Raw genomic sequence first — 19,792 nt, 5'->3', positions numbered from 1 at the left:
AGGCTAGCCCTAAAGCTATTTCGGAGAGAACCAGCTATCTCCAGGTTCGATTGGAATTTCACCGCTACCCACACCTCATCCCCGCACTTTTCAACGTACGTGGGTTCGGGCCTCCAGTAAGTGTTACCTTACCTTCACCCTGGACATGGGTAGATCACCTGGTTTCGGGTCTACGACCCCATACTCATTCGCCCTATTCAGACTCGCTTTCGCTGCGGCTCCGCATTCTCTGCTTAACCTTGCATGGAATCGTAACTCGCCGGTTCATTCTACAAAAGGCACGCCATCACCCATTAACGGGCTCTGACAACTTGTAGGCACACGGTTTCAGGATCTTTTTCACTCCCCTTCCGGGGTGCTTTTCACCTTTCCCTCACGGTACTGGTTCACTATCGGTCACTAGAGAGTATTTAGCCTTGGGAGATGGTCCTCCCGGATTCCGACGGAATTTCACGTGTTCCGCCGTACTCAGGATCCACTCTGGAGAGAACGAACTTTCGACTACGGGGCTATTACCCGCTATGGCGGACCTTTCCAGATCGCTTCGTCTAATTCGTTCCTTTGTAACTCCGTATAGAGTGTCCTACAACCCCAGGAAGCAAGCTTCCTGGTTTGGGCTCTTCCCGTTTCGCTCGCCGCTACTAAGGGAATCGATTTTTCTTTCTCTTCCTCCGGGTACTTAGATGTTTCAGTTCTCCGGGTGTGCCTCGTTTACGCTATGTATTCACGTAAACGTACTGCCCCATTAAAGGCAGTGGGTTTCCCCATTCGGAAATCTTCGGATCACAGCTTACTTACAGCTCCCCGAAGCATATCGGTGTTAGTGCCGTCCTTCTTAGGCTTCTAGTGCCAAGGCATCCGCCGTGCGCCCTTTCTAACTTAACCTTTATATGGTTTTCAACACATAAACTGCGTCTAAACCACTGGTTGATTACCATTGTATAGCGATATACGTTGATAATCGTTAAAAAAGTATAAATCAATCACAAAAGTGATCGACTCGGTTGATTACTTGATGTTTTGTTGCTTCAATGTCGTTTTATCCAGTTTTCAAAGAACAAGTTTTGAAAGTCATCATAGAAGATGAACCTTCAAAACTGAACGCAAAACGTCAACGTATGAACCCAAGGTTCATATTCCGTAATTATCCTTAGAAAGGAGGTGATCCAGCCGCACCTTCCGATACGGCTACCTTGTACGACTTCACCCCAATCATCTGTCCCACCTTCGGCGGCTGGCTCCCGTAAGGGTTACCCCACCGACTTCGGGTGTTACAAACTCTCGTGGTGTGACGGGCGGTGTGTACAAGACCCGGGAACGTATTCACCGTGGCATGCTGATCCACGATTACTAGCGATTCCGGCTTCATGCAGGCGAGTTGCAGCCTGCAATCCGAACTGGGAACGATTTTATGGGATTGGCTCCCCCTCGCGGGTTCGCAGCCCTTTGTATCGTCCATTGTAGCACGTGTGTAGCCCAGGTCATAAGGGGCATGATGATTTGACGTCATCCCCACCTTCCTCCGGTTTGTCACCGGCAGTCACCTTAGAGTGCCCAACTGAATGCTGGCAACTAAGATCAAGGGTTGCGCTCGTTGCGGGACTTAACCCAACATCTCACGACACGAGCTGACGACAACCATGCACCACCTGTCACCGCTGTCCCCGAAGGGAAAGACATGTCTCCATGCCGGTCAGCGGGATGTCAAGACCTGGTAAGGTTCTTCGCGTTGCTTCGAATTAAACCACATGCTCCACCGCTTGTGCGGGTCCCCGTCAATTCCTTTGAGTTTCAGCCTTGCGGCCGTACTCCCCAGGCGGAGTGCTTAATGCGTTAGCTGCAGCACTAAGGGGCGGAAACCCCCTAACACTTAGCACTCATCGTTTACGGCGTGGACTACCAGGGTATCTAATCCTGTTGCTCCCCACGCTTTCGCGCCTCAACGTCAGTTACAGACCAGAAAGTCGCCTTCGCCACTGGTGTTCCTCCACATCTCTACGCATTTCACCGCTACACGTGGAATTCCACTTTCCTCTTCTGTACTCAAGTCCTCCAGTTTCCAATGACCCTCCACGGTTGAGCCGTGGGCTTTCACATCAGACTTAAAGGACCGTCTGCGCGCGCTTTACGCCCAATAATTCCGGACAACGCTTGCCACCTACGTATTACCGCGGCTGCTGGCACGTAGTTAGCCGTGGCTTTCTAACGAGGTACCGTCAAGGTACGGGCAGTTACTCCCGTACTTGTTCTTCCCTCGCAACAGAGCTTTACGATCCGAAAACCTTCTTCGCTCACGCGGCGTTGCTCCATCAGACTTTCGTCCATTGTGGAAGATTCCCTACTGCTGCCTCCCGTAGGAGTCTGGGCCGTGTCTCAGTCCCAGTGTGGCCGATCACCCTCTCAGGTCGGCTACGCATCGTCGCCTTGGTAGGCCATTACCCCACCAACAAGCTAATGCGCCGCGGGCCCATCCTGCAGTGACAGCCGAAACCGTCTTTCAGAGTTCTTCCATGCGGAAGAACCGATTATTCGGTATTAGCCCCGGTTTCCCGGAGTTATCCCCATCTGCAGGGCAGGTTGCCCACGTGTTACTCACCCGTCCGCCGCTAATATCAGGGAGCAAGCTCCCTTCAATCCGCTCGACTTGCATGTATTAGGCACGCCGCCAGCGTTCGTCCTGAGCCAGGATCAAACTCTCCATGAAAGAGAAATTCGAATAGCTCGAGTTTCTTGCTGGCATCATTTAAGATGTCAATTTCGAATCCGAAGATTCGTTTTGTTCTTTTCACCGACAGGGTCGGCTCCAGAACTTTATTTGTTGACGTTTTGCTGTTCAGTTTTCAAGGTTCATTTGTTTGTCTATTGCTGTCGGTTTTTGTCGTGCTCCCGACTGCTTTATTACTATACCAAATCAATTTAACTTCGTCAACACTTTTACTAAACTTTTTATCCAACCCCCCCCCTATCTTAGGAAACCCTTTATGTATGCAGATTACGACATATATAAAAGAACGGCTCAATAGAACCGTTCCGACAAAACTTACTTTATAAATATGAAGTAAAGAATAAAGATAATAAACATTGCATACATGATCGGATGGATTTCTTTTCGTCTACCAGCTAACAGCATAGTGATTGGGTAGAAGATGAACCCGATTGCGATACCTGTTGCGATACTGTAAGACAACGGCATGAAGATAATGACGAAAAATGCAGGGATTGCGATTTCGAATTTAGTCCATTCAATATTTCCAAGAGCCGACACCATAAGAACACCAACAATAATTAAAGCCGGAGCTGTAACTGCCGGTGTAATGATAAAGAGCAATGGTGAGAAGAACAAGGCTAAAATGAAAAGCAAGCCTGTTACAATAGAAGCAAACCCTGTTCGTGCACCCGCAGCGACACCCGCTGATGATTCAACATAAGATGTTGTCGTTGATGTACCGAAAATTGCTCCCGTTACAGTAGCCATTGAGTCTGCAAGCAACGCTCTTCCTGCACGTGGCAATTTGTCTTCCTTCATTAAACCTGCTTGAGTAGCAACCGCAACAAGCGTTCCTGCAGTATCAAAGAAGTCGACGAATAAGAATGTAATGACAATAACAAGGAATTGAGTTGTCATTAAAGACATAGGGTCTTGGAAAAACACATCAAAAGCCGCTCCGAAAGTCGGAGAAACATCTGGAACCTTATCTACAATTTTTGTTGGGACATCAATTAACTTCACAAACATCCCTAAAATGGTAGTCATGATCATTCCGTAGAAGATGGCACCATTGACTTTTTTCACCATCATGATCACCGTAACGACCAATCCAAAAATGGCAAGCAATGTAGGGCCCGCGGATAAATCTCCAAGTGCAACAAGGGTGTTTGGATCCCCTACAATGATATCGGCATTTTGAAGACCAAGGAATGTGATAAATAATCCGATACCCGCTCCAACCGCGTACTTCAATTGAGCAGGAATTGCATTAATGATCAGTTCACGTAATCCGGATAATGATAAGATGATAAAAATAATTCCTGAAAATAGAACGCCAGTCAAACCTACTTGCCATGGAATTCCGTAAGTTAATACGACTGTAAAAGCGAAGAACGCATTCAATCCCATACCAGGTGCAAGTCCAATCGGGTATCTTGCGATCAAACCCATAAATAAGGAACCGACTGCTGCGGCAAGTGCTGTCGCGACGAAAACGGCGCCTTTATCCATGCGCATCGCTTCAGGTAAATCTGGAACAGCTTCCAATGAAAGCATGATCGGATTAACCGCCAATATATAAGCCATCGCCAAAAACGTTGTTAATCCCCCAATAAATTCCCTGCGGTAATTCGTCCCTAACTTTTCGAACTCAAAGTATTTCTTCATAATTAACCGTCCTTTTAATATATTCAAAGTTTCATAGTGTCTTAAATAAAAAAAGAAGCATACGACACGTACTCGTATACTTCCCTAATGACAGTTAATTTAAAAGGATTTCTCCTATCTAATTCAACTATCGTAGTCGAAACATTTAAGGTGTTTCGGTAGAGACTTATGGGCCATATTCCCAAGATTATACGATGTGTTTATTAAGTTTTACTCCCACTCGATTGTGCCAGGTGGCTTTCCTGTAATATCGTAGACTACACGGTTGACGTGGTCTACTTCAGTTGTAATTCGCGTGCTAATTTTTTCAAGAATATCCCAAGGGATTCTTGCCCAATCTGCAGTCATGCCATCTACGGAATGTACCGCGCGAAGACCTACAGCGTAATCATAAGAACGTTTTTCGTTTCTGACGCCAACGCTTCGGATATCAGGTAGGATTGCAAAGTACTGCCAAATTTCACGATCAAGACCGGCTTTAGCAATTTCATCACGAAGAATCCAGTCTGCTTCACGGACAATGTCAAGCTTCTCTTCCGTGATTTCTCCTAAAACGCGAACTCCAAGTCCCGGTCCCGGGAATGGCTGGCGATGTACGATTTCGGAGGGAAGACCAAGTTCAGCACCGACTGCGCGCACTTCATCTTTGAACAGCGCCTTCAATGGCTCGATTAATTCGAATTCCATATCTTCAGGTAGACCGCCTACATTATGATGGGATTTGATGACTTCTTTTGTCGCAGTTCCACTCTCGATAATATCTGCATAAATTGTACCTTGTGCAAGGAAGTCAATTCCTTCAAGCTTCGCTGATTCCTCATCGAATACATATATGAATTCATTGCCGATGATTTTACGTTTTTGCTCTGGATCAGTTACGCCTTTCAGCTTGTCCAAGAAGCGTGTACGTGCATCCACTTTAATGAAGTTCATATGGAACTGATTGCTGAACGTATCTACAACACTTTCAACTTCAAATTTACGAAGAAGACCATGGTCAACAAAAATACAAGTCAACTGGTCACCGATTGCACGGTGGATCAATGCAGCAACAACCGATGAGTCGACGCCGCCACTTAGTGCGCAAAGGACTTTACGATCGCCAACTTGGGAACGGATCTTTTCAACTTCGATTTCAATTAAGGTTTGCATCGACCAACTTGCATTTGTTTCGCAAATGTCTTCAACAAAATGTTGGATTTTTCCTTTCAGATTGTCTGTTTTTTCGGCATCCGGATGCAGGCGCATGCCATAAAGTTGTTTTTCTTCATCGATTGAAGAGAAACCGTCTAACAGTTCTGAAGCTCCTCCAAAATGCTTCACAATGAATTGTGCCCCTGATTCGATTCCAAGGACAGGGATGCCTAAGTCGAACAATGAGGAATCAATGCTAAACATGTCTTCCTTTTCGCCACCGGCAAGAATAATTCCGACAGCTTGCATGCTTTTAAGTTCTTCAGCTGTTACTGTATGAGGGTGTAATTCACTGTAAACGCCTAACTCACGTATCGTCCGCGTGATCAGTTGGTTATATTTGCTACCGAAATCAATTACTACAATCTTTTCTTGTTCGATCAATAAAGGAGCCGTTGACAATTGATCCACCTCTTCCAAAGTAGTTTCCGATGCCTTTAAAATCAGTAAAGACGCGTTAGAAAGTACTTCCTTTCCACGCGTCTTACCATTCTACAATAGGCATAAATAGACAAATCCATCCATGCCATCATAGACAAGTCATTCACGGTGACTTGGTAGAACGTCCGAACCATATTATCAGACTTATACGAGGGCTATCGGTTGTTCATTTTTTCCTATCATACCCCTCGATTCAGTAAAAATCAACCAGTAGCTCTAATGATTAAATCTTCCCATATTTCCTGTAAACTTGCCCAATCTTGATGATTTGTATATCCGCCGTAAAGCCCTTGCTCATACACTTCGGTTAGTTTACCCATTTGTCTTCCGCCGAAGTAAGTATCAACAGTCTTTGCATATTCCGCAAGCGTCATGCTATCGGTTCTCATAATACCGAAACGTTCCAATTGCTTAAGTAGGCTTTTGTATTGTTTCGTGAATTGAACCCAATTCGGCTTTCTTTTTCGAAGGGAATGAACTAACAGCTTCGGAACCCACTTTCCGCGATTCCTGTAAATTAGCCAAACAATAAACAACAACGAGAGGATGCTTATAATTCCAACCCAAGCGTGTTTTTGCAAGTAATCGCCTACTGATTTCATGAAAGAACCAAAACCACCCAAGTCTTTTGCTTTAGCCACTGGTGTTTCATCCTGTTTTGGCTCCGGTCTTTCGCGTTCTTCCAAATTTGGAATTTCTGTGTCACTTATATCCGATTCAAGGTCATATTGGATATCGGCAGGATTAGAAAATCCGATGGTCGGTTCAAAAGGTACCCAACCGAATCCTGGAATATAAGCCTCCACCCATGAGTGTGCCTCATTGTTGGTGATTTTATATTCGATTTTCCCATTCGAGTTTGCCTTTCCTTCGCCCGGCGCAAAACCCTTTACCCATCTTGCAGGAATATCGACCGACCTTAGCATGACGACCATCGATGTTGAAAAGTTGTCGCAGTACCCTCTTTTCGTATCAAATAGGAACTGATCCACGTAGTCCTCATTTCCTCTTGGGATAGCTACATTTTGCTGATCATAGGAAAATCCGCTTCTTGTAAAATATCGTTCAATTGATTTGGCTTTTTCATAAACGCTCTCTTCTTTTCCTGTAATATCCATCGCGAGCTCCCGGACGCGTTCTGGTAATTGTTCAGGAAGCTGCAGGTATTCGGAGAGTTCCGGTACTTCGGAATCAGAATGATAGTTCTCCATTGTCACTTCACGCAACGCCTTCAGACTATAGGTTCGCTCAGTAAAATCGACACTAAACAATCTAAGTCATAATTTCCCCATCCTTTATCGCCCACAGCTGGCCGGTCTCCTCTTGCTTTTTAAGCAATACGTCTGTCCTTGCATGAACTATGGATGTCCCGTATGGATAAACGAGATAAGGCAATTGCTCCCTCATGCTAATTTCTGCATGTAGATTATTGTCGGCTTCAGAATAATCAACCTGTTGCAGAATAGCACCGGGTACATAAGTGACAGGCGGGTTTTCTACTAACTGTTGCTCCCAACCTTTTGAGGTATACGTATTTTTCGTTTCAATCCTCCAATACTGCTTCCGTGGGACCGTGGCTGTAAAGACTAACGTATCGTCTTCTGAAAAGGCACCGCCAAGCCTTGAATCATCGGAATCGTATCCACTTTTCGCGGCAGAGCCACCAGTTCCGCTCCCTTCGCCAAGAACTGCTGACTTCAAGAAAGGAATTGGATCCGCCCAGACTGGGTCTTTTTCAGGCATGAAACTTGCGAATGTACTGCTTACAATTACCGCAAATAATAAAGGGACTGAAAAGGCCGCGAACATTCCTGTATTCAATCTCCTGTCATGTTTTTCAGTTAAACGCGAAATGGTCAATAAACCGATTAATAATAGACCGGTAACCATAATGCGGAAAATTGCCGCGTCCGCAACATATGAACTGAATGTATCCAACACAGAGATGAAAAAGACCGTCATCGCATAAAAAAGCAGTATGCTCTTTCGCACTTCTATCCAATGTCGGATCAAGTAAATTGTCATCCATAAAAGTATGAAAAAGAGGACAGTCCGCATTGGATTTGTGATGCTCTGCCAATCACCACTAACAACAATTGAAAAGTTCGATAATAGATCCTTCGCTAAAAGGTTCGTGGATTCTTTTGTTAAAAAAATGGTGTGAAAAAAAACAAAATGAATCGACCAGAAAAGATAAAGGATACTCAATGGAACAGTTAGCCACCACTTCATCCCTATTAATCTAAAAAGAAAGGATAGTCCGATGAACCAAAGAAAAATCCCTATATATTCGGTATCCGTCAGTTCAATGACTGGCAATAGCCATTCCCATAGCAAAATAAAGGCGAGCGCATACATAAGTATAAGAAAGCGAATATCCGTCTTTCCGTCTTTCATAAATTCGCCACCTCCTTGAACGCATCGGAAAATTGCATTTTACCTAAGACATGAATTGTGATTCCCTTCGATTCCGCGTATCTAATCTGTTCCTGTAATCGCTCTGAAACCGGAACAGTTTTGTTTACGACAACAAAGCAAATGACGGATTTTCGATTTTTAACAAACCCCATCACTGATTGAACAAAAGGCCAATCCGGACTTCCAGTTACGAGGACAACACTTCCAGCAACAGCTGTAAATGTAAATGATTCTAATGGATTCACGTCCTCCGCAGGTATCGGCCTCACTTTTGCCAAATGCACAAAAACATCATGCAGCTGATCCGCAGAGTTGATGAATGGAAATACGGATGTTTCTGCCCCCGCTGAAAACGAATGCGATATTCGATTGTGTACCTGAGGCTTCCTCTACTATGGACGCCGTTAGTTCAACTTGTTCTTCGAAGGTTTCCGATTCCCGGTTGTCAAGCATTATGATAAGATCCTCCGACTGCCGGTCTTCAAATTCCTTCGTCATCAGATTTTGAGTGCGTGCGAATGATTTCCAATGAATCCAAGTGACCCGGTCACCTGCTTGATAATCCCGTACTCCCGTCGCCATCGTTGTATCCTTTATAAGAGAGAATGGAGACGCAAGCGATCCACGGTCATACTGGGCATTGATCGGGGCGTAATGCATCGGTGTCGTATTTGGGAAGACAAGGATTGTATCCTTTAAATCTATAAATCCTCTTTTTTGAATCCAGCCAAAAAAATCAGTTACTTCTATTTCGATTCCCTCGACAATATGTTCCCCTCTTGGCATACGTTCGATTTCATAAGACCATTCAACTTCTTTTTTAAATCCGAAGATAAAAATATGCTTTGTCCGGTTGTTTGCATTCGCCGCCAACTCGGAATCTACCCATTGTTCACTGGCTACGGTATAGAGCAATGGAAAAGGAAACGAACGATGAAGTTTAACGGTAACCGTTAGCTTCCCTCCACTCTTAACAACATGCGAACGTGTAATGCGTTCCGCCTTTATCGTATTAATCGGATAGACAAAGAGAATGATTGAATACAAAAGGAAGGGAGTCAACATATAAAATATCGTCCAGCTTACTTTCCCACCTTGAAACATCGCAAAAACATACACAGAAAAGAAGAGGCTGACGATGAACGCAAAGCGACCTGTCATCGATAGCAGTTTTCTTCCTTTGTTCATTTCAATTTTACCCGTTCAATCGGAACGCTAACTCGTGTAAGAATTCTCTCCACGATTTCATTCGCAGTTATTCCTTCATATTTTGCCTCTGATTTAAGGATAATACGATGGCCAAAAACAAACGGCGCCAAATACTTTACATCATCAGGCGTCACATATGTTCTTCCTTTAATCAGTGCATAGGCCTGGCAAGATTTCATGAGTGCAAGTGACCCACGCGGGCTGACTCCAAGGTACACATAAGGGTTATTGCGGGTTTCCGAGGCGCAATCGACAATATATGTTTTGATGGTGTCATCGACATTCACTTCTTTGACGGCTTGTTGAAGCTCAGTCAATTCCAGGATTGTTAGAACGGTTTCCAAATGGTCGATCGGTACAGTTTTTTCTGCACGAGCTAAAACTTGCACCTCCTCAAGCCTTTTTGGATATCCCATCTTTAATTTGAACAAAAATCGGTCCAATTGCGCCTCCGGCAATGGGTATGTCCCTTCGTACTCTATAGGATTCTGAGTGGCCATTACGAAAAACGGCTGTGGAATCCGAATAGTTTCCCCGTCTACAGTGACGGAAGATTCCTCCATGCTTTCAAGCAAAGCAGCTTGTGTTTTCGGAGAAGTACGATTGATCTCATCTGCTAAAACGATATTTCCTACAATCGGTCCCGGCCTGAACTCGAATTCCATCTCCTTTGGATTGTAGATCGAAACGCCCAGGACATCGGATGGCAATAAATCCGGTGTGAACTGTATTCGTTTAAAAGTGGCTCCTATCGATTTAGCCAATGCTTTTACCATCATCGTTTTCCCGACACCCGGCACGTCCTCAAGGAGTACATGGCCACCTGCGAGTAGAGCGGTTAAACTTAACTCCGCGATGTCCCGTTTACCGATCATTACCTTTTCGATATTCGCTAAAACTTTATCAATCTTATGTGCATGTGTCATTCTATTTCCTCCGTTTTTAGATTCTCTCTATTTAACATGTCCGAAAATTTACAAAATGTATCCTTATAATACAATAATTCTATAAAACCCACAACTACCGAAGAGTTTACACAATAAGAAAACCCGCTATCGAAATTAGGCGATAGCGGGTTTTGTATTCATTTCCAAAAATCATCAAAAATCGTAATAGGCATATGCCTCTTATGTTCAGACTTACGGTAAAGCTTTTCAATTGTTTCAAGTGCCAGCTTGGAAACTTGTTTCCCCTCAAGAAAATCATCAATCTCTTCGTAGGTGACACCGAGGGCAATTTCATCTGGCAAAGCAGGCTTGTCGTCTTCAAGGTCTGCAGTCGGTACTTTGATGTACAAATGCTCCGGGCATCCGAGTTCTTTCAATAATCGTCGGCCTTGCCGTTTGTTCAACCGGTAGATTGGCATCAGGTCCGCTGCCCCGTCCCCGAATTTCGTATAGAAACCAGTTAGAGCTTCTGCCGCATGGTCCGTACCTAACACGACACAACCAAGTGTGGCTGCTATGGAAAATTGGACTTTCATGCGTTCCCGGGCCTTTTCATTTCCTTTTGTATAATCGGAAATGACGATGCCTGCTTGAGCAAGCGCTCGTTCACTGGCGTCCACTGCTTCCTTAACGTCTACAGTGTATGTTACTGACGGCTTCATGAATTCAAGTGCATCTTGGGCGTCATCCTCGTCAAACTGTTTGCCATATGGGAGCCTTACGGCAATGAATTTATAACGGTCTGTCTGATTTTCCACATTCAATTCATCGACTGCCATTTGTGCAAGCTTCCCAACAAGCGTCGAATCCTGACCTCCTGAAATGCCAAGTACGAAGCCGTTGACAAATGTATTTTTCTTGGCATATTCCTTCATAAAGTCAATTGATTTACGAATTTCTTCTTGTGGATCAATATCGGGCTTGCTCTTTAGCTGAGCAATTACCTCTTCTTGGAATGTCATGTCTGGACCTCCTATTTCATCAAGAACTCATCGACCATCTCTTGTACTTCACGGATATTGCGCATTTTGTTATCCCAACATTTTTGACTTAGGTCAACAGGGTATTCTTCAGGATTCAAGGAGCGCTTATATTCATCCCATAATAAGTTCAAGTTTTCATGTGCATAGTTACGCATTTCATCCAATGAAGGATTCGTATAAATCACTTTCCCGCCTTCAACCACTTTTGTATGTAGATCGATGGCATCGAAGTTCGTCACAAATTTCGAGATGAATGTATGCACAGGATGGAACATTTTAATCCTTTTTTCGACCGTTGGATCTTCGTCATGCATTGTAATATAGTCGCCTTCAGCTTTACCATTCTCGCGATCAATGATGCGATACAGTTTTTTCTGGCCCGGAGTCGTCACTTTTTCAACATTGTTCGAAATCTTGATCGTATCTTCCATCTCACCATTTTCATTTTCAATAGCCACTATTTTATAGACCGCACCAAGTGCAGGTTGGTCGTAGGCTGTGATCAGCTTTGTTCCGATCCCCATGTATCGACCTTTGCCCCTTGGGCTTTCAAGTTCAGGATGGTGTATTCATCAAGATCATTTGATACGACGATTTTCGCATCAGGGAATCCTGCTGCATCAAGCATACGGCGCGCCTCTTTCGAAAGAAATGAGATGTCGCCACTGTCGAGTCGAATGCCGATGAAATTGATTTTATCCCCAAGCTCTTTAGCAACTTGGATAGCTGTCGGAATGCCAATTTTCAACGTATTGTACGTATCAACAAGAAACACACAATCCTTATGGCGTTTAGCGTATGAATGAAATGCCTCGTATTCACTTTTATATGCTTGGACCATAGCATGTGCATGTGTTCCAGCGACCGGAATGCCAAAACGTTTCCCAGCACGTACATTACTTGTCGCTTCAACTCCGCCGATGACAGCGGCACGCGCTCCCCAAACCGCAGCATCCATTTCATGTGCACGGCGGCTTCCGAACTCCATGACAACATCATCTTTAACAACTTGTTTGATACGGCTCGCTTTTGTCGCTATCAATGTCTGGAAGTTGACGATGTTTAAAAGTGCCGTTTCAACAAGCTGTGCTTCAGCGAGAGTCGTTTCCACCCGAAGGATTGGTTCATTGGCAAATACAAGTTCCCCTTCTTTCATGGAGTAAACGTCGCCAGTGAAACGTAGGTCTTTTAGATAGGTGAGGAAATCATCTTGAAAACCAAGTTCGTCCCTCAAATATACGATATCGCTTTCACTGAAATGAAAATCTCTTAAATAATCAAGGATCCGTTCAAGACCTGCAAAAATCGCGTAGCCATTCCCGAACGGCAAGTTCCTGAAGAAAAGTTCGAACACCGCTTTCCTTTCATGAATACCGTCCGCCCAATAGGATTCCGTCATATTAATTTGATAAAGATCGGTATGTAATGCCAAACTGTCGTCTGTATAAATCGAGCTCATGCCAAATCTCCTTCTTCCGCTTTCTAATGCTTACAGTATACACTATTTACCCAATTTCAAATGGGAAATAACATAAAGTAAAACTACATTGGATAGGTTGTCCTTATTCATTTATGGTAAAGTCTAAGGAAATCGTGCAAAAAACGGAGGTATGACCTTGATGTCTGCTTATAAGCCAGCACTCCATTTCAACCATGTTAGTTACACAATTCATGACAATTCCATCTTGAAAGATATTACCGGCTCCTTTCCAATGGGGAAAATCACGACTTTGGTCGGTCCTTCCGGTGCAGGGAAAACAACATTACTCAAGTTATGCAATGGCCTTCTTTCCCCGAATGAGGGTGAAATCTATGTTGAAGATCAACCAATCAAAGACATGGATCCTAATAGGTTGCGTCGCCATGTGGGTATTGTACTGCAAAACTCCCCGATGATTAAAGGGACAGTCTATGATAATCTGGCGCTCCCCTACATTTGCAAGGATTGGACTTACCAAGGGAAATTGCAATTGAACTGCTTGAATCGGTAGGATTGGGTTTACAGTTTTTAGATTTTAATGTAAATGATTTATCGGGTGGACAACGTCAAAAAGTATCGATTGGCAGGACTTTGGCCAATCAATCCGGGGTTCTTTTGTTAGATGAAATAACCTCCGCCTTGGATCGAGTTTCTTTGCAAGAAATAGAAGTTTTGATTCGAAGGATTCAACAAGAGCGGGACGTTTCAATCATCTGGATTACTCATAACTTGGAGCAGGCAATGAGGATGGCGGATTACGTTTGGGTATTAATGGACGGTAATCTGATTGAGGCGGGCAATGCCAATCTATTGAAAACTTCAAAGAACGTGAAAGTACAAGGGTTTTTAAAGGGGGAAGGAAATTGAGCTACTATGCATTATCCTTAACCCTTATTTTCGTACTGATTCCATTGCTTCTTTCTAAAACACTGAAATTGGGGCTTGAAAAGGATACGATCGTTGCCACTGTACGATCGATTATCCAGTTATTGCTTGTCGGCTATGTACTTAAGTTCGTCTTCGATTCGGAGAACTTTTTATTCATCATCTTAATGGTAGTTCTAATGATTGCCGCTGCGACGCAAAATGCTCGAAAGAAAGGGAAAGGGATTCGGGGCATTACATGGAAACTGATTGTTACATTTATAACCGTTGAACTGCTAACGCAAGGTCTTTTAATCGGCCTGCAAATTGTTCCACCCACCGCTCAATTCATCATTTCAATTAGCGGCATGTTAATCGGCAATTCAATGGTACTCTCCATTCTTTTCCTGAATCGTTTTTCTTCGGAAATTGAATCTAATAGCGATGAAATAGAGTTGATCCTTTCTCTTGGAGGGACGCCGAAGCAGGCCATTCATCAACAGCTCATCAATGCCATTAAATCAAGCTTGATTCCAACGATAGAAAGCCAGAAAACGATTGGTCTTGTTCAGCTACCTGGTATGATGAGCGGTCAAATAATAGCTGGCGCCGACCCTATGCAGGCAGTGCAATTCCAACTGATCATCCTCTTTCTTCTATTGGCAACGGCTGCCGTTACAAGTATCATGTTAGGATTTCTCTCTTACCCAACATTGTTTAATGGGAGGATGCAAATGATCAGAGCGAAACGGTTAAAATGAGATAGACTATTTTATCGATTCATATAACATAGTGACATATCATTCCAGTTCGCCTAAGATTAATCAAGGGGGTGTTTTCTTGTTTGAAGAGATGAAAATCCGTTATTTATTCGCGTTATCGGTTGTAAGTTTACTTGTTTTAGTTGTATTTACAGTTGGGGTCGGAGTTAACGAGGAGTTCTTCGGAGCTGCTGCAAATATCGTTATTTATGCGATTATACCTGCAATTTTTTTCGGGTATTATTTCAATAAGTATCCGAACGTGATTCGGGATACGGTTTTCTTCAAGGGGATAAAACCGTGGGGTCCAGCCATAGTTGGCATCGTCATTGTATCTATCGTACTCTCTTTAAGTTCATTTTGGTTGCTCGTCTTTGTCGTTGACCCAATACTCCCGGCATTTGCTGATTTTCTAATGACTGAAGTGCCAATGCCTACGAATCCCGTCTTATTGGTAACTGAAATTATTGCTATCACCATCTTGGGCCCGATTGTCGAGGAATTCGCTTCCGGGGAGTTTTCTTGCATCGCTTCATGAAGAAAACATCAATGTGGGGCGGTATTTTGATATCGAGCATCCTTTTCGGGGTTTTGCATGCCGATATGATCGGCGCTTTCCTATTCGGACTTATCGCATGTCTACTTTACTTGCGAACCGGAAACCTTTTACTACCGATTTTGATGCATATATTGAACAACACGCTTGCTGTGATCTCTTCATTTTTGCCAGCCTCATGGTTCGATGGCGTGGTTATCGCAACGCGTGAGGATATTATTAACAATGCTAGCACATTGTCTGTCCTACTTGTTATCAGTTCAATTTTAACTGCCTATATCGTAGTAAAATTAGGAAAAGGTTTATCGAAGAAAAGAGAAGAAGCAATGAGTGCACTTGAAACGATATCCGAGTGAGCGAAAGGGCGACTGAATCGCCCTTTTTTTCATCCAAATAATTTCAACCCGACTGCCCCACCGATGATTAAGCATAAGAAAAGGATCCGTTTCCATCCAGCTGCTTCCTTGAAAAACAAAATGCCCATCAAGACAGCCCCCGCAGCACCTAATCCAGTCCAAACTGGGTACGCAGTCCCCATCGGAATTTCACGCATCGCAAGCGATAGAAAATAAAATCCTATTGAAAATGTAGCGACAATTACTATCAATCGTTGCCATGACCTCTTTTGCAAATATAAGTTAATGGACATGACTCCGAAAATCTCGCCTAAACTGGCGATGACAAGATAAACCCATGCCATTTCATTCGCCCCCCTCTTCCACCGGGATTGACTCAACGGAAGTCATCTTTATCCCAATAACACCGACGATAATAATTGCAATGAAAAACACCTTCATGATGGAAAGCTCCGCATTGAAAAACAGAAAATCGACCAACACAATCGCCGCAGCTCCAGAACCGGTGAAAACCGCATAAACTGTCCCCGACGGCAGCTTCTCACATGCTTTTATAATTGCGTAAAAGCTGATGATGATCGCAACAACAGTCCCGCCCACTCTATGGCGGAGTCGGAATACCTAAGTCCAATCACCCAAAACACTTCGATGATCGCCGCCAATAAAACATAAAGCCAAGCCAATAAAAATCCCCCTCACCACTCAACATGACCCCATTATAGCAAATCATTTATAAAGTTATTTTCAGAGCTCTCTTGCAATCTATACAGAATCATGGTAATTTTAGATAAATCATTTTTCCAACAATTATATATTTTGTTTCTTATCAAGAGAGACGGAGGGATTTGGCCCGACGAAGTCTCAGCAACCAGCTCGATTTGGCATGGTGCTAATTCCAAAAGACGACCCGTCTTGAAGATAAGAAGATTGATCTCAACAACCGTTGAAGGCCCTCTTCTTATTCGAAGAGGGCCTTTTTATATCGATAAACCAAAGGAGATGGACATGTTGACAAATCATAGCATAAACACGAAATTGGTACAGTTAGGAAATCATAGCGATCCGAGAACAGGAGCAGTCAATCCCCCAATCCACTTCTCCACCGCCTACAAACATGACGGCTTAGGGCTCTCCACAGGATACGACTACACAAGGACGAAAAACCCAACACGGACAATCCTCGAAGAAGGAATTGCCAATTTGGAAAACGGCGACCGAGGCTACGCATGCAGTTCCGGGATGGCAGCTATCCAACTTTCCCTCTCCATCTTCAAGCCTGGAGATGAACTGATTGCACCTGACGACATATACGGAGGTACCTATCGTCTGTTCAAACAATATGCCAATATATATGGCATTACGACATTCTATACTTCATTTCAAAATGTAGAAGAAACAGAGAGGCTTATCACAGAGAACACAAAAGCACTTTTTATCGAAACACCGACGAATCCGCTTATGCTGGAAATAGATATTGAAAAATACGCGGCGCTTGCGAAGAAACACGGGTTGCTGTTAATCGTCGATAATACGTTTTTAACGCCTTTCTATCAGCGCCCAATTGAACTTGGTGCGGATATCGTCATCCATAGCGCGACAAAATACATCGGTGGTCATAATGATGTATTGGCCGGACTTGTTGTTGCGAAAGGGGAAGAATTATGCAATCTTTTAGGCGAAAACCATAATGCGATTGGCGCCACGCTATCCCCTTTCGATTCATGGCTTGTCGTCCGCGGATTAAAGACATTGCATGTACGGATGAAACAACATGACGCAAATGCAAAGGAGCTCGTCGCCTATTTGGAAAATGAACCGCTTATAGCGGATGTCCTTTATGCAGGAAAAGGTGGAATGATTTCCTTCCGACTTCAAAACAGCGAATGGATCGGTCCGTTTCTCAAGAACTTACACCTTATTACTTTTGCTGAAAGCCTCGGCGGTGTAGAAAGCCTCATTACATATCCGACGACACAAACCCATGCTGATATCCCTGAGGAGGAAAGGGAAAAACGTGGAGTGGACAAACGGCTATTGCGTTTTTCCGTAGGGTTGGAAGAAGCTGAAGATTTAATTGACGACTTAAAGCAAGCCCTAACAGCAGCTTCAAAATCCCCCGTTTTTCTAACTAATAAAAAAGGCCGCCTTGAGCAACTCAAGGCAGGCCATTTTTTAAAATTATGCTTGAAGTTCAGCAAACGCTTTAGTCTTTGAATAAAACTCGATAAAGTTGTTCACAACTTTATCCAAGAAATCAATCGTCGCTTGGTCTGTCAATTGTCCAATCTCATCGACTTTTTGTTGAATCGAACCAATGAATACATCATTTCCAGGCAAAAGTGCAGGTGAAAGCATCGGGTTAGAAAGTATTTGTTTTAAGTGTATTTGTGCACGCACTGTACCTAACACTCCCGCCGAAGCCCCGATCATGAATGCAGGCTTATCTTTTATAGCGAAGTTGCTTCGTGATAGCCAGTCGACGGCATTTTTCAATACGCCAGGAATCGAGTAATTGTATTCGGGAACAGCGAAAAGAATTGCGTCCGAATCCCTTATGTTATCCATGAATTCAGTAACGATTTCCGGAGGATTGCTTTCCAAGTCCACTGAAAACATCGTTAGGTCATTGATGAAAACAGGAGTGATTTCCAATTTTCCTACATACTTTTTCCTTAAAAATTCAACCACACCTAAATTGACTGATTTAGAACTTGTACTACCTATAATCGCCTTAACCTTAATAGTCATCTTATAAAATCTCCTTTATACATATCGTTTCCAGACCAAGGCAAGGTATGCATTAGAGCATATGCCATGAATCGAAAACTTTCCTTAGATAATATCTCATATTCAAAATACTTTCTCAACAAATTTAGTTGGACCTTAACTTTATTTTTTGTTCATTTGTAAAAATATTCTTTTAGATATTTCCTATCTATAGAATTGGCAAGTCCCTTAATGAATAGTGTATGATAATCATAATAACGCATGAGACGTATTTTCTTTTTTAGTAATGAAGGAGGATCCAACTGATGAACGAGGCAAAATTGCAAAAAGAAGCAATGCATATACTGAAGCTTACGAGCAGGACCTTTTATATACCGATTAAATTGCTGAATCCAACGTTGCGCAAGACAGTGGGCTCCGCCTACTTATGTATGCGTGCGATTGATGAAATCGAGGATCACGAGGAATTGCAGCCAGATAGCAAGCAGTATTTACTTCGGTCTACGAGTAAGCTTTTGCAGAACGATATATTTGATGTAGCCGCATACAGGGATTTACTGAAGCCGTATGAAAGTCTATTGCCTGAAGTCACGCTAAGGCTTGGCGATTGGCTCACCGTCTGTCCAGCCGGCATCGTTGAAAAAGTAAAAGAGTCGACTAGCATAATGGCGGACGGCATGGCGAAGTGGGTCGAAAAGAATTTTGTAATCAAAACGAAGGAAGATCTTGACGAATATACCTATTATGTCGCAGGCCTTGTTGGTGTGATGTTATCCGATATTTGGGAGCAATTTGATGGCACGAAAACGGATCGGGAACTTGCTATCGGGTACGGCCGCGGCCTACAGGCGGTGAACATGCTTCGCAATCAGGACGAAGATGCAGATCGCGGTGTGCATTTCATCCCGGATGGTTGGACACGAAAAGAGTTGTTCGAATACGCGGAAGCCAATTTGAAAAAAGCGGATGAGTATATCGAGTCCATTTCAAATAAAAACATTCTGTTGTTCTGCAAAATTCCACTGGCGCTGGCAAATAGAACGATAAACGCTATGCAAAGCGGACAAGAGAAAATGAACCGCAAAGAAGTTGAATCCACTGTGGAAGCGATTTTGAATGAACAATAATAAAACGACTTGGCCTTCTGAAGCCAAGTCGTTTTTATTCGTACATAATTACCCGTACCAAGGAAAGACTATTTCATTGAATAAAGAAGGAGGAATGAACATGCCTAGACCATTACCGAATGACTCTGCCGATAACGAGGAACGTCTGAAGAAGACGATCAGCAATATGGAGGCGGCAAATGAAGCCGCGAAAACTGCAGAGGGCAGTGAACTTGCTTCCATCAAGGAAAAGAACCAACACCGTAAGGAAGCGATAGCTGGGTTGGAAGAGGAAATCCATCAGGAAAACAAATCTAAGATCAACGGCTATATTTAAAAATAAGCACCCGAACGAATCGTTTGGGTGCCTATCTA

The 19,792-nt window shown here is 43.5% G+C and carries 16 protein-coding genes, 2 rRNA genes, 3 pseudogenes and 3 riboswitches (1 of these 24 only partly in view); of the genes and pseudogenes, 7 read left to right on the top strand and 14 right to left on the bottom strand.

Annotated elements, in window-relative coordinates; all coding sequences use genetic code 11:
- The 11 genes and pseudogenes from QNH10_RS06615 to QNH10_RS06565 form a co-directional block, all read right to left on the bottom strand.
- Positions 1 to 885, bottom strand: a 23S ribosomal RNA gene (locus tag QNH10_RS06615) (it extends 2,044 nt beyond the left edge of the window).
- Between the two features lie 269 nt (positions 886 to 1,154).
- Positions 1,155 to 2,704, bottom strand: a 16S ribosomal RNA gene (locus QNH10_RS06610).
- Together the 16S and 23S rRNA genes form the textbook arrangement of a ribosomal RNA operon.
- Before the next feature lie 336 nt (positions 2,705 to 3,040).
- Positions 3,041 to 4,375, bottom strand: a complete 1,335-nt coding sequence (locus tag QNH10_RS06605; RefSeq protein WP_283733985.1) for an NCS2 family permease — start codon at positions 4,373 to 4,375, stop codon at positions 3,041 to 3,043.
- A 113-nt stretch (positions 4,376 to 4,488) separates the two neighbouring features.
- Positions 4,489 to 4,590: riboswitch (purine riboswitch) on the bottom strand.
- The gene (guaA, locus tag QNH10_RS06600; RefSeq protein WP_283733984.1) at positions 4,586 to 5,971 is read right to left on the bottom strand and encodes a glutamine-hydrolyzing GMP synthase; all 1,386 of its coding nucleotides are present in this window, start codon (positions 5,969 to 5,971) and stop codon (positions 4,586 to 4,588) included. Its footprint overlaps the riboswitch before it by 5 nt.
- A gap of 110 nt (positions 5,972 to 6,081) precedes the next feature.
- Positions 6,082 to 6,182: riboswitch (purine riboswitch) on the bottom strand.
- A gap of 31 nt (positions 6,183 to 6,213) precedes the next feature.
- Positions 6,214 to 7,281: a DUF4129 domain-containing transglutaminase family protein gene (locus tag QNH10_RS06595; protein WP_283733983.1), complete on the bottom strand. Its 1,068-nt coding sequence runs from the start codon at positions 7,279 to 7,281 to the stop codon at positions 6,214 to 6,216.
- 1 nt (position 7,282) lies between these two features.
- Positions 7,283 to 8,407, bottom strand: a complete 1,125-nt coding sequence (locus tag QNH10_RS06590; protein ID WP_283733982.1) for a transglutaminaseTgpA domain-containing protein — start codon at positions 8,405 to 8,407, stop codon at positions 7,283 to 7,285.
- Positions 8,404 to 8,673 (bottom strand): hypothetical protein, encoded by a 270-nt coding sequence (locus tag QNH10_RS06585; protein WP_283733981.1) that lies wholly within the window; start codon positions 8,671 to 8,673, stop codon positions 8,404 to 8,406. Before QNH10_RS06585 ends, QNH10_RS06590 begins: the two co-directional genes overlap by 4 nt.
- Positions 8,674 to 8,719: 46 nt before the next feature.
- Complete coding sequence (locus QNH10_RS06580; RefSeq protein WP_283733980.1) at positions 8,720 to 9,616, bottom strand: DUF58 domain-containing protein; 897 nt, start codon at positions 9,614 to 9,616, stop codon at positions 8,720 to 8,722.
- The gene (locus QNH10_RS06575) at positions 9,613 to 10,563 is read right to left on the bottom strand and encodes an AAA family ATPase (protein WP_283733979.1); all 951 of its coding nucleotides are present in this window, start codon (positions 10,561 to 10,563) and stop codon (positions 9,613 to 9,615) included. The genes QNH10_RS06580 and QNH10_RS06575 overlap by 4 nt, the downstream gene beginning before the upstream one ends.
- A 158-nt stretch (positions 10,564 to 10,721) precedes the next feature.
- Positions 10,722 to 11,546: an NAD(+) synthase gene (gene nadE, locus QNH10_RS06570; RefSeq protein ID WP_283733978.1), complete on the bottom strand. Its 825-nt coding sequence runs from the start codon at positions 11,544 to 11,546 to the stop codon at positions 10,722 to 10,724.
- Between the two features lie 11 nt (positions 11,547 to 11,557).
- Positions 11,558 to 13,026: pseudogene (locus QNH10_RS06565) on the bottom strand (nicotinate phosphoribosyltransferase).
- A gap of 160 nt (positions 13,027 to 13,186) precedes the next feature.
- Between QNH10_RS06565 and QNH10_RS06560 the strand changes: the two are divergent.
- From QNH10_RS06560 to QNH10_RS06545, 4 genes and pseudogenes are all read left to right on the top strand, one after another.
- Positions 13,187 to 13,914: pseudogene (locus QNH10_RS06560) on the top strand (ABC transporter ATP-binding protein).
- The gene (locus tag QNH10_RS06555) at positions 13,911 to 14,672 is read left to right on the top strand and encodes an ABC transporter permease (protein ID WP_283733977.1); all 762 of its coding nucleotides are present in this window, start codon (positions 13,911 to 13,913) and stop codon (positions 14,670 to 14,672) included. Before QNH10_RS06560 ends, QNH10_RS06555 begins: the two are co-directional and overlap by 4 nt.
- A gap of 79 nt (positions 14,673 to 14,751) precedes the next feature.
- The gene (locus QNH10_RS06550) at positions 14,752 to 15,210 is read left to right on the top strand and encodes a hypothetical protein (RefSeq protein WP_283733976.1); all 459 of its coding nucleotides are present in this window, start codon (positions 14,752 to 14,754) and stop codon (positions 15,208 to 15,210) included.
- Positions 15,195 to 15,584 (top strand): CPBP family intramembrane glutamic endopeptidase, encoded by a 390-nt coding sequence (locus QNH10_RS06545; RefSeq protein ID WP_283733975.1) that lies wholly within the window; start codon positions 15,195 to 15,197, stop codon positions 15,582 to 15,584. Before QNH10_RS06550 ends, QNH10_RS06545 begins: the two co-directional genes overlap by 16 nt.
- A gap of 29 nt (positions 15,585 to 15,613) precedes the next feature.
- On the opposite strand, the gene QNH10_RS06540 is transcribed toward QNH10_RS06545, so the two are convergent.
- Positions 15,614 to 15,928 (bottom strand): DMT family transporter, encoded by a 315-nt coding sequence (locus tag QNH10_RS06540; protein ID WP_283733974.1) that lies wholly within the window; start codon positions 15,926 to 15,928, stop codon positions 15,614 to 15,616.
- 1 nt (position 15,929) lies between these two features.
- Positions 15,930 to 16,267: pseudogene (locus QNH10_RS06535) on the bottom strand (DMT family transporter).
- A 137-nt stretch (positions 16,268 to 16,404) separates the two neighbouring features.
- Positions 16,405 to 16,509: riboswitch (SAM riboswitch) on the top strand.
- 80 nt (positions 16,510 to 16,589) lie between these two features.
- Between QNH10_RS06535 and QNH10_RS06530 the strand changes: the two are divergent.
- Positions 16,590 to 17,798 carry a methionine biosynthesis PLP-dependent protein gene (locus tag QNH10_RS06530; protein WP_283734579.1) on the top strand — a complete coding sequence of 403 codons (1,209 nt, stop codon included), beginning with the start codon at positions 16,590 to 16,592 and terminating at the stop codon, positions 17,796 to 17,798.
- Here QNH10_RS06530 and QNH10_RS06525 read toward each other — a convergent pair.
- Positions 17,763 to 18,332, bottom strand: coding sequence for an NADPH-dependent FMN reductase (locus QNH10_RS06525; protein ID WP_283733973.1), 570 nt, complete (start codon positions 18,330 to 18,332; stop codon positions 17,763 to 17,765). The genes QNH10_RS06530 and QNH10_RS06525 overlap by 36 nt on opposite strands.
- Positions 18,333 to 18,613: 281 nt before the next feature.
- Here QNH10_RS06525 and QNH10_RS06520 point away from each other — a divergent pair, with 281 nt between their 5' ends.
- Entirely contained in the window at positions 18,614 to 19,438 is an 825-nt protein-coding gene (locus QNH10_RS06520) for a squalene/phytoene synthase family protein (RefSeq protein ID WP_283734578.1), read from the top strand.
- Positions 19,439 to 19,538: 100 nt separating this feature from the next.
- Positions 19,539 to 19,754, top strand: coding sequence for a small, acid-soluble spore protein tlp (locus tag QNH10_RS06515; protein ID WP_283733972.1), 216 nt, complete (start codon positions 19,539 to 19,541; stop codon positions 19,752 to 19,754).
- Positions 19,755 to 19,792: the final 38 nt, after the last annotated feature.

Source organism: Sporosarcina thermotolerans (assembly GCF_030067815.1).
Lineage (GTDB): Bacteria > Bacillota > Bacilli > Bacillales_A > Planococcaceae > Sporosarcina > Sporosarcina thermotolerans.
This window is presented reverse-complemented; position numbering and strand designations above follow the sequence as displayed.

Bases quoted from the DNA above. Each gene is read 5' to 3' on its own strand.
- QNH10_RS06590 (WP_283733982.1), bottom strand. From the start codon at position 8,407: ATGAAAGACGGAAAGACGGATATTCGCTTTCTTATACTTATGTATGCG.
- QNH10_RS06580 (WP_283733980.1), bottom strand. From the start codon at position 9,616: ATGAACAAAGGAAGAAAACTGCTATCGATGACAGGTCGCTTTGCGTTC.
- QNH10_RS06515 (WP_283733972.1), top strand. From the start codon at position 19,539: ATGCCTAGACCATTACCGAATGACTCTGCCGATAACGAGGAACGTCTG.
- QNH10_RS06540 (WP_283733974.1), bottom strand. From the start codon at position 15,928: ATGGCATGGGTTTATCTTGTCATCGCCAGTTTAGGCGAGATTTTCGGA.
- QNH10_RS06530 (WP_283734579.1), top strand. From the start codon at position 16,590: ATGTTGACAAATCATAGCATAAACACGAAATTGGTACAGTTAGGAAAT.
- QNH10_RS06525 (WP_283733973.1), bottom strand. From the start codon at position 18,332: ATGACTATTAAGGTTAAGGCGATTATAGGTAGTACAAGTTCTAAATCA.
- nadE (WP_283733978.1), bottom strand. From the start codon at position 11,546: ATGACATTCCAAGAAGAGGTAATTGCTCAGCTAAAGAGCAAGCCCGAT.
- QNH10_RS06605 (WP_283733985.1), bottom strand. From the start codon at position 4,375: ATGAAGAAATACTTTGAGTTCGAAAAGTTAGGGACGAATTACCGCAGG.
- QNH10_RS06575 (WP_283733979.1), bottom strand. From the start codon at position 10,563: ATGACACATGCACATAAGATTGATAAAGTTTTAGCGAATATCGAAAAG.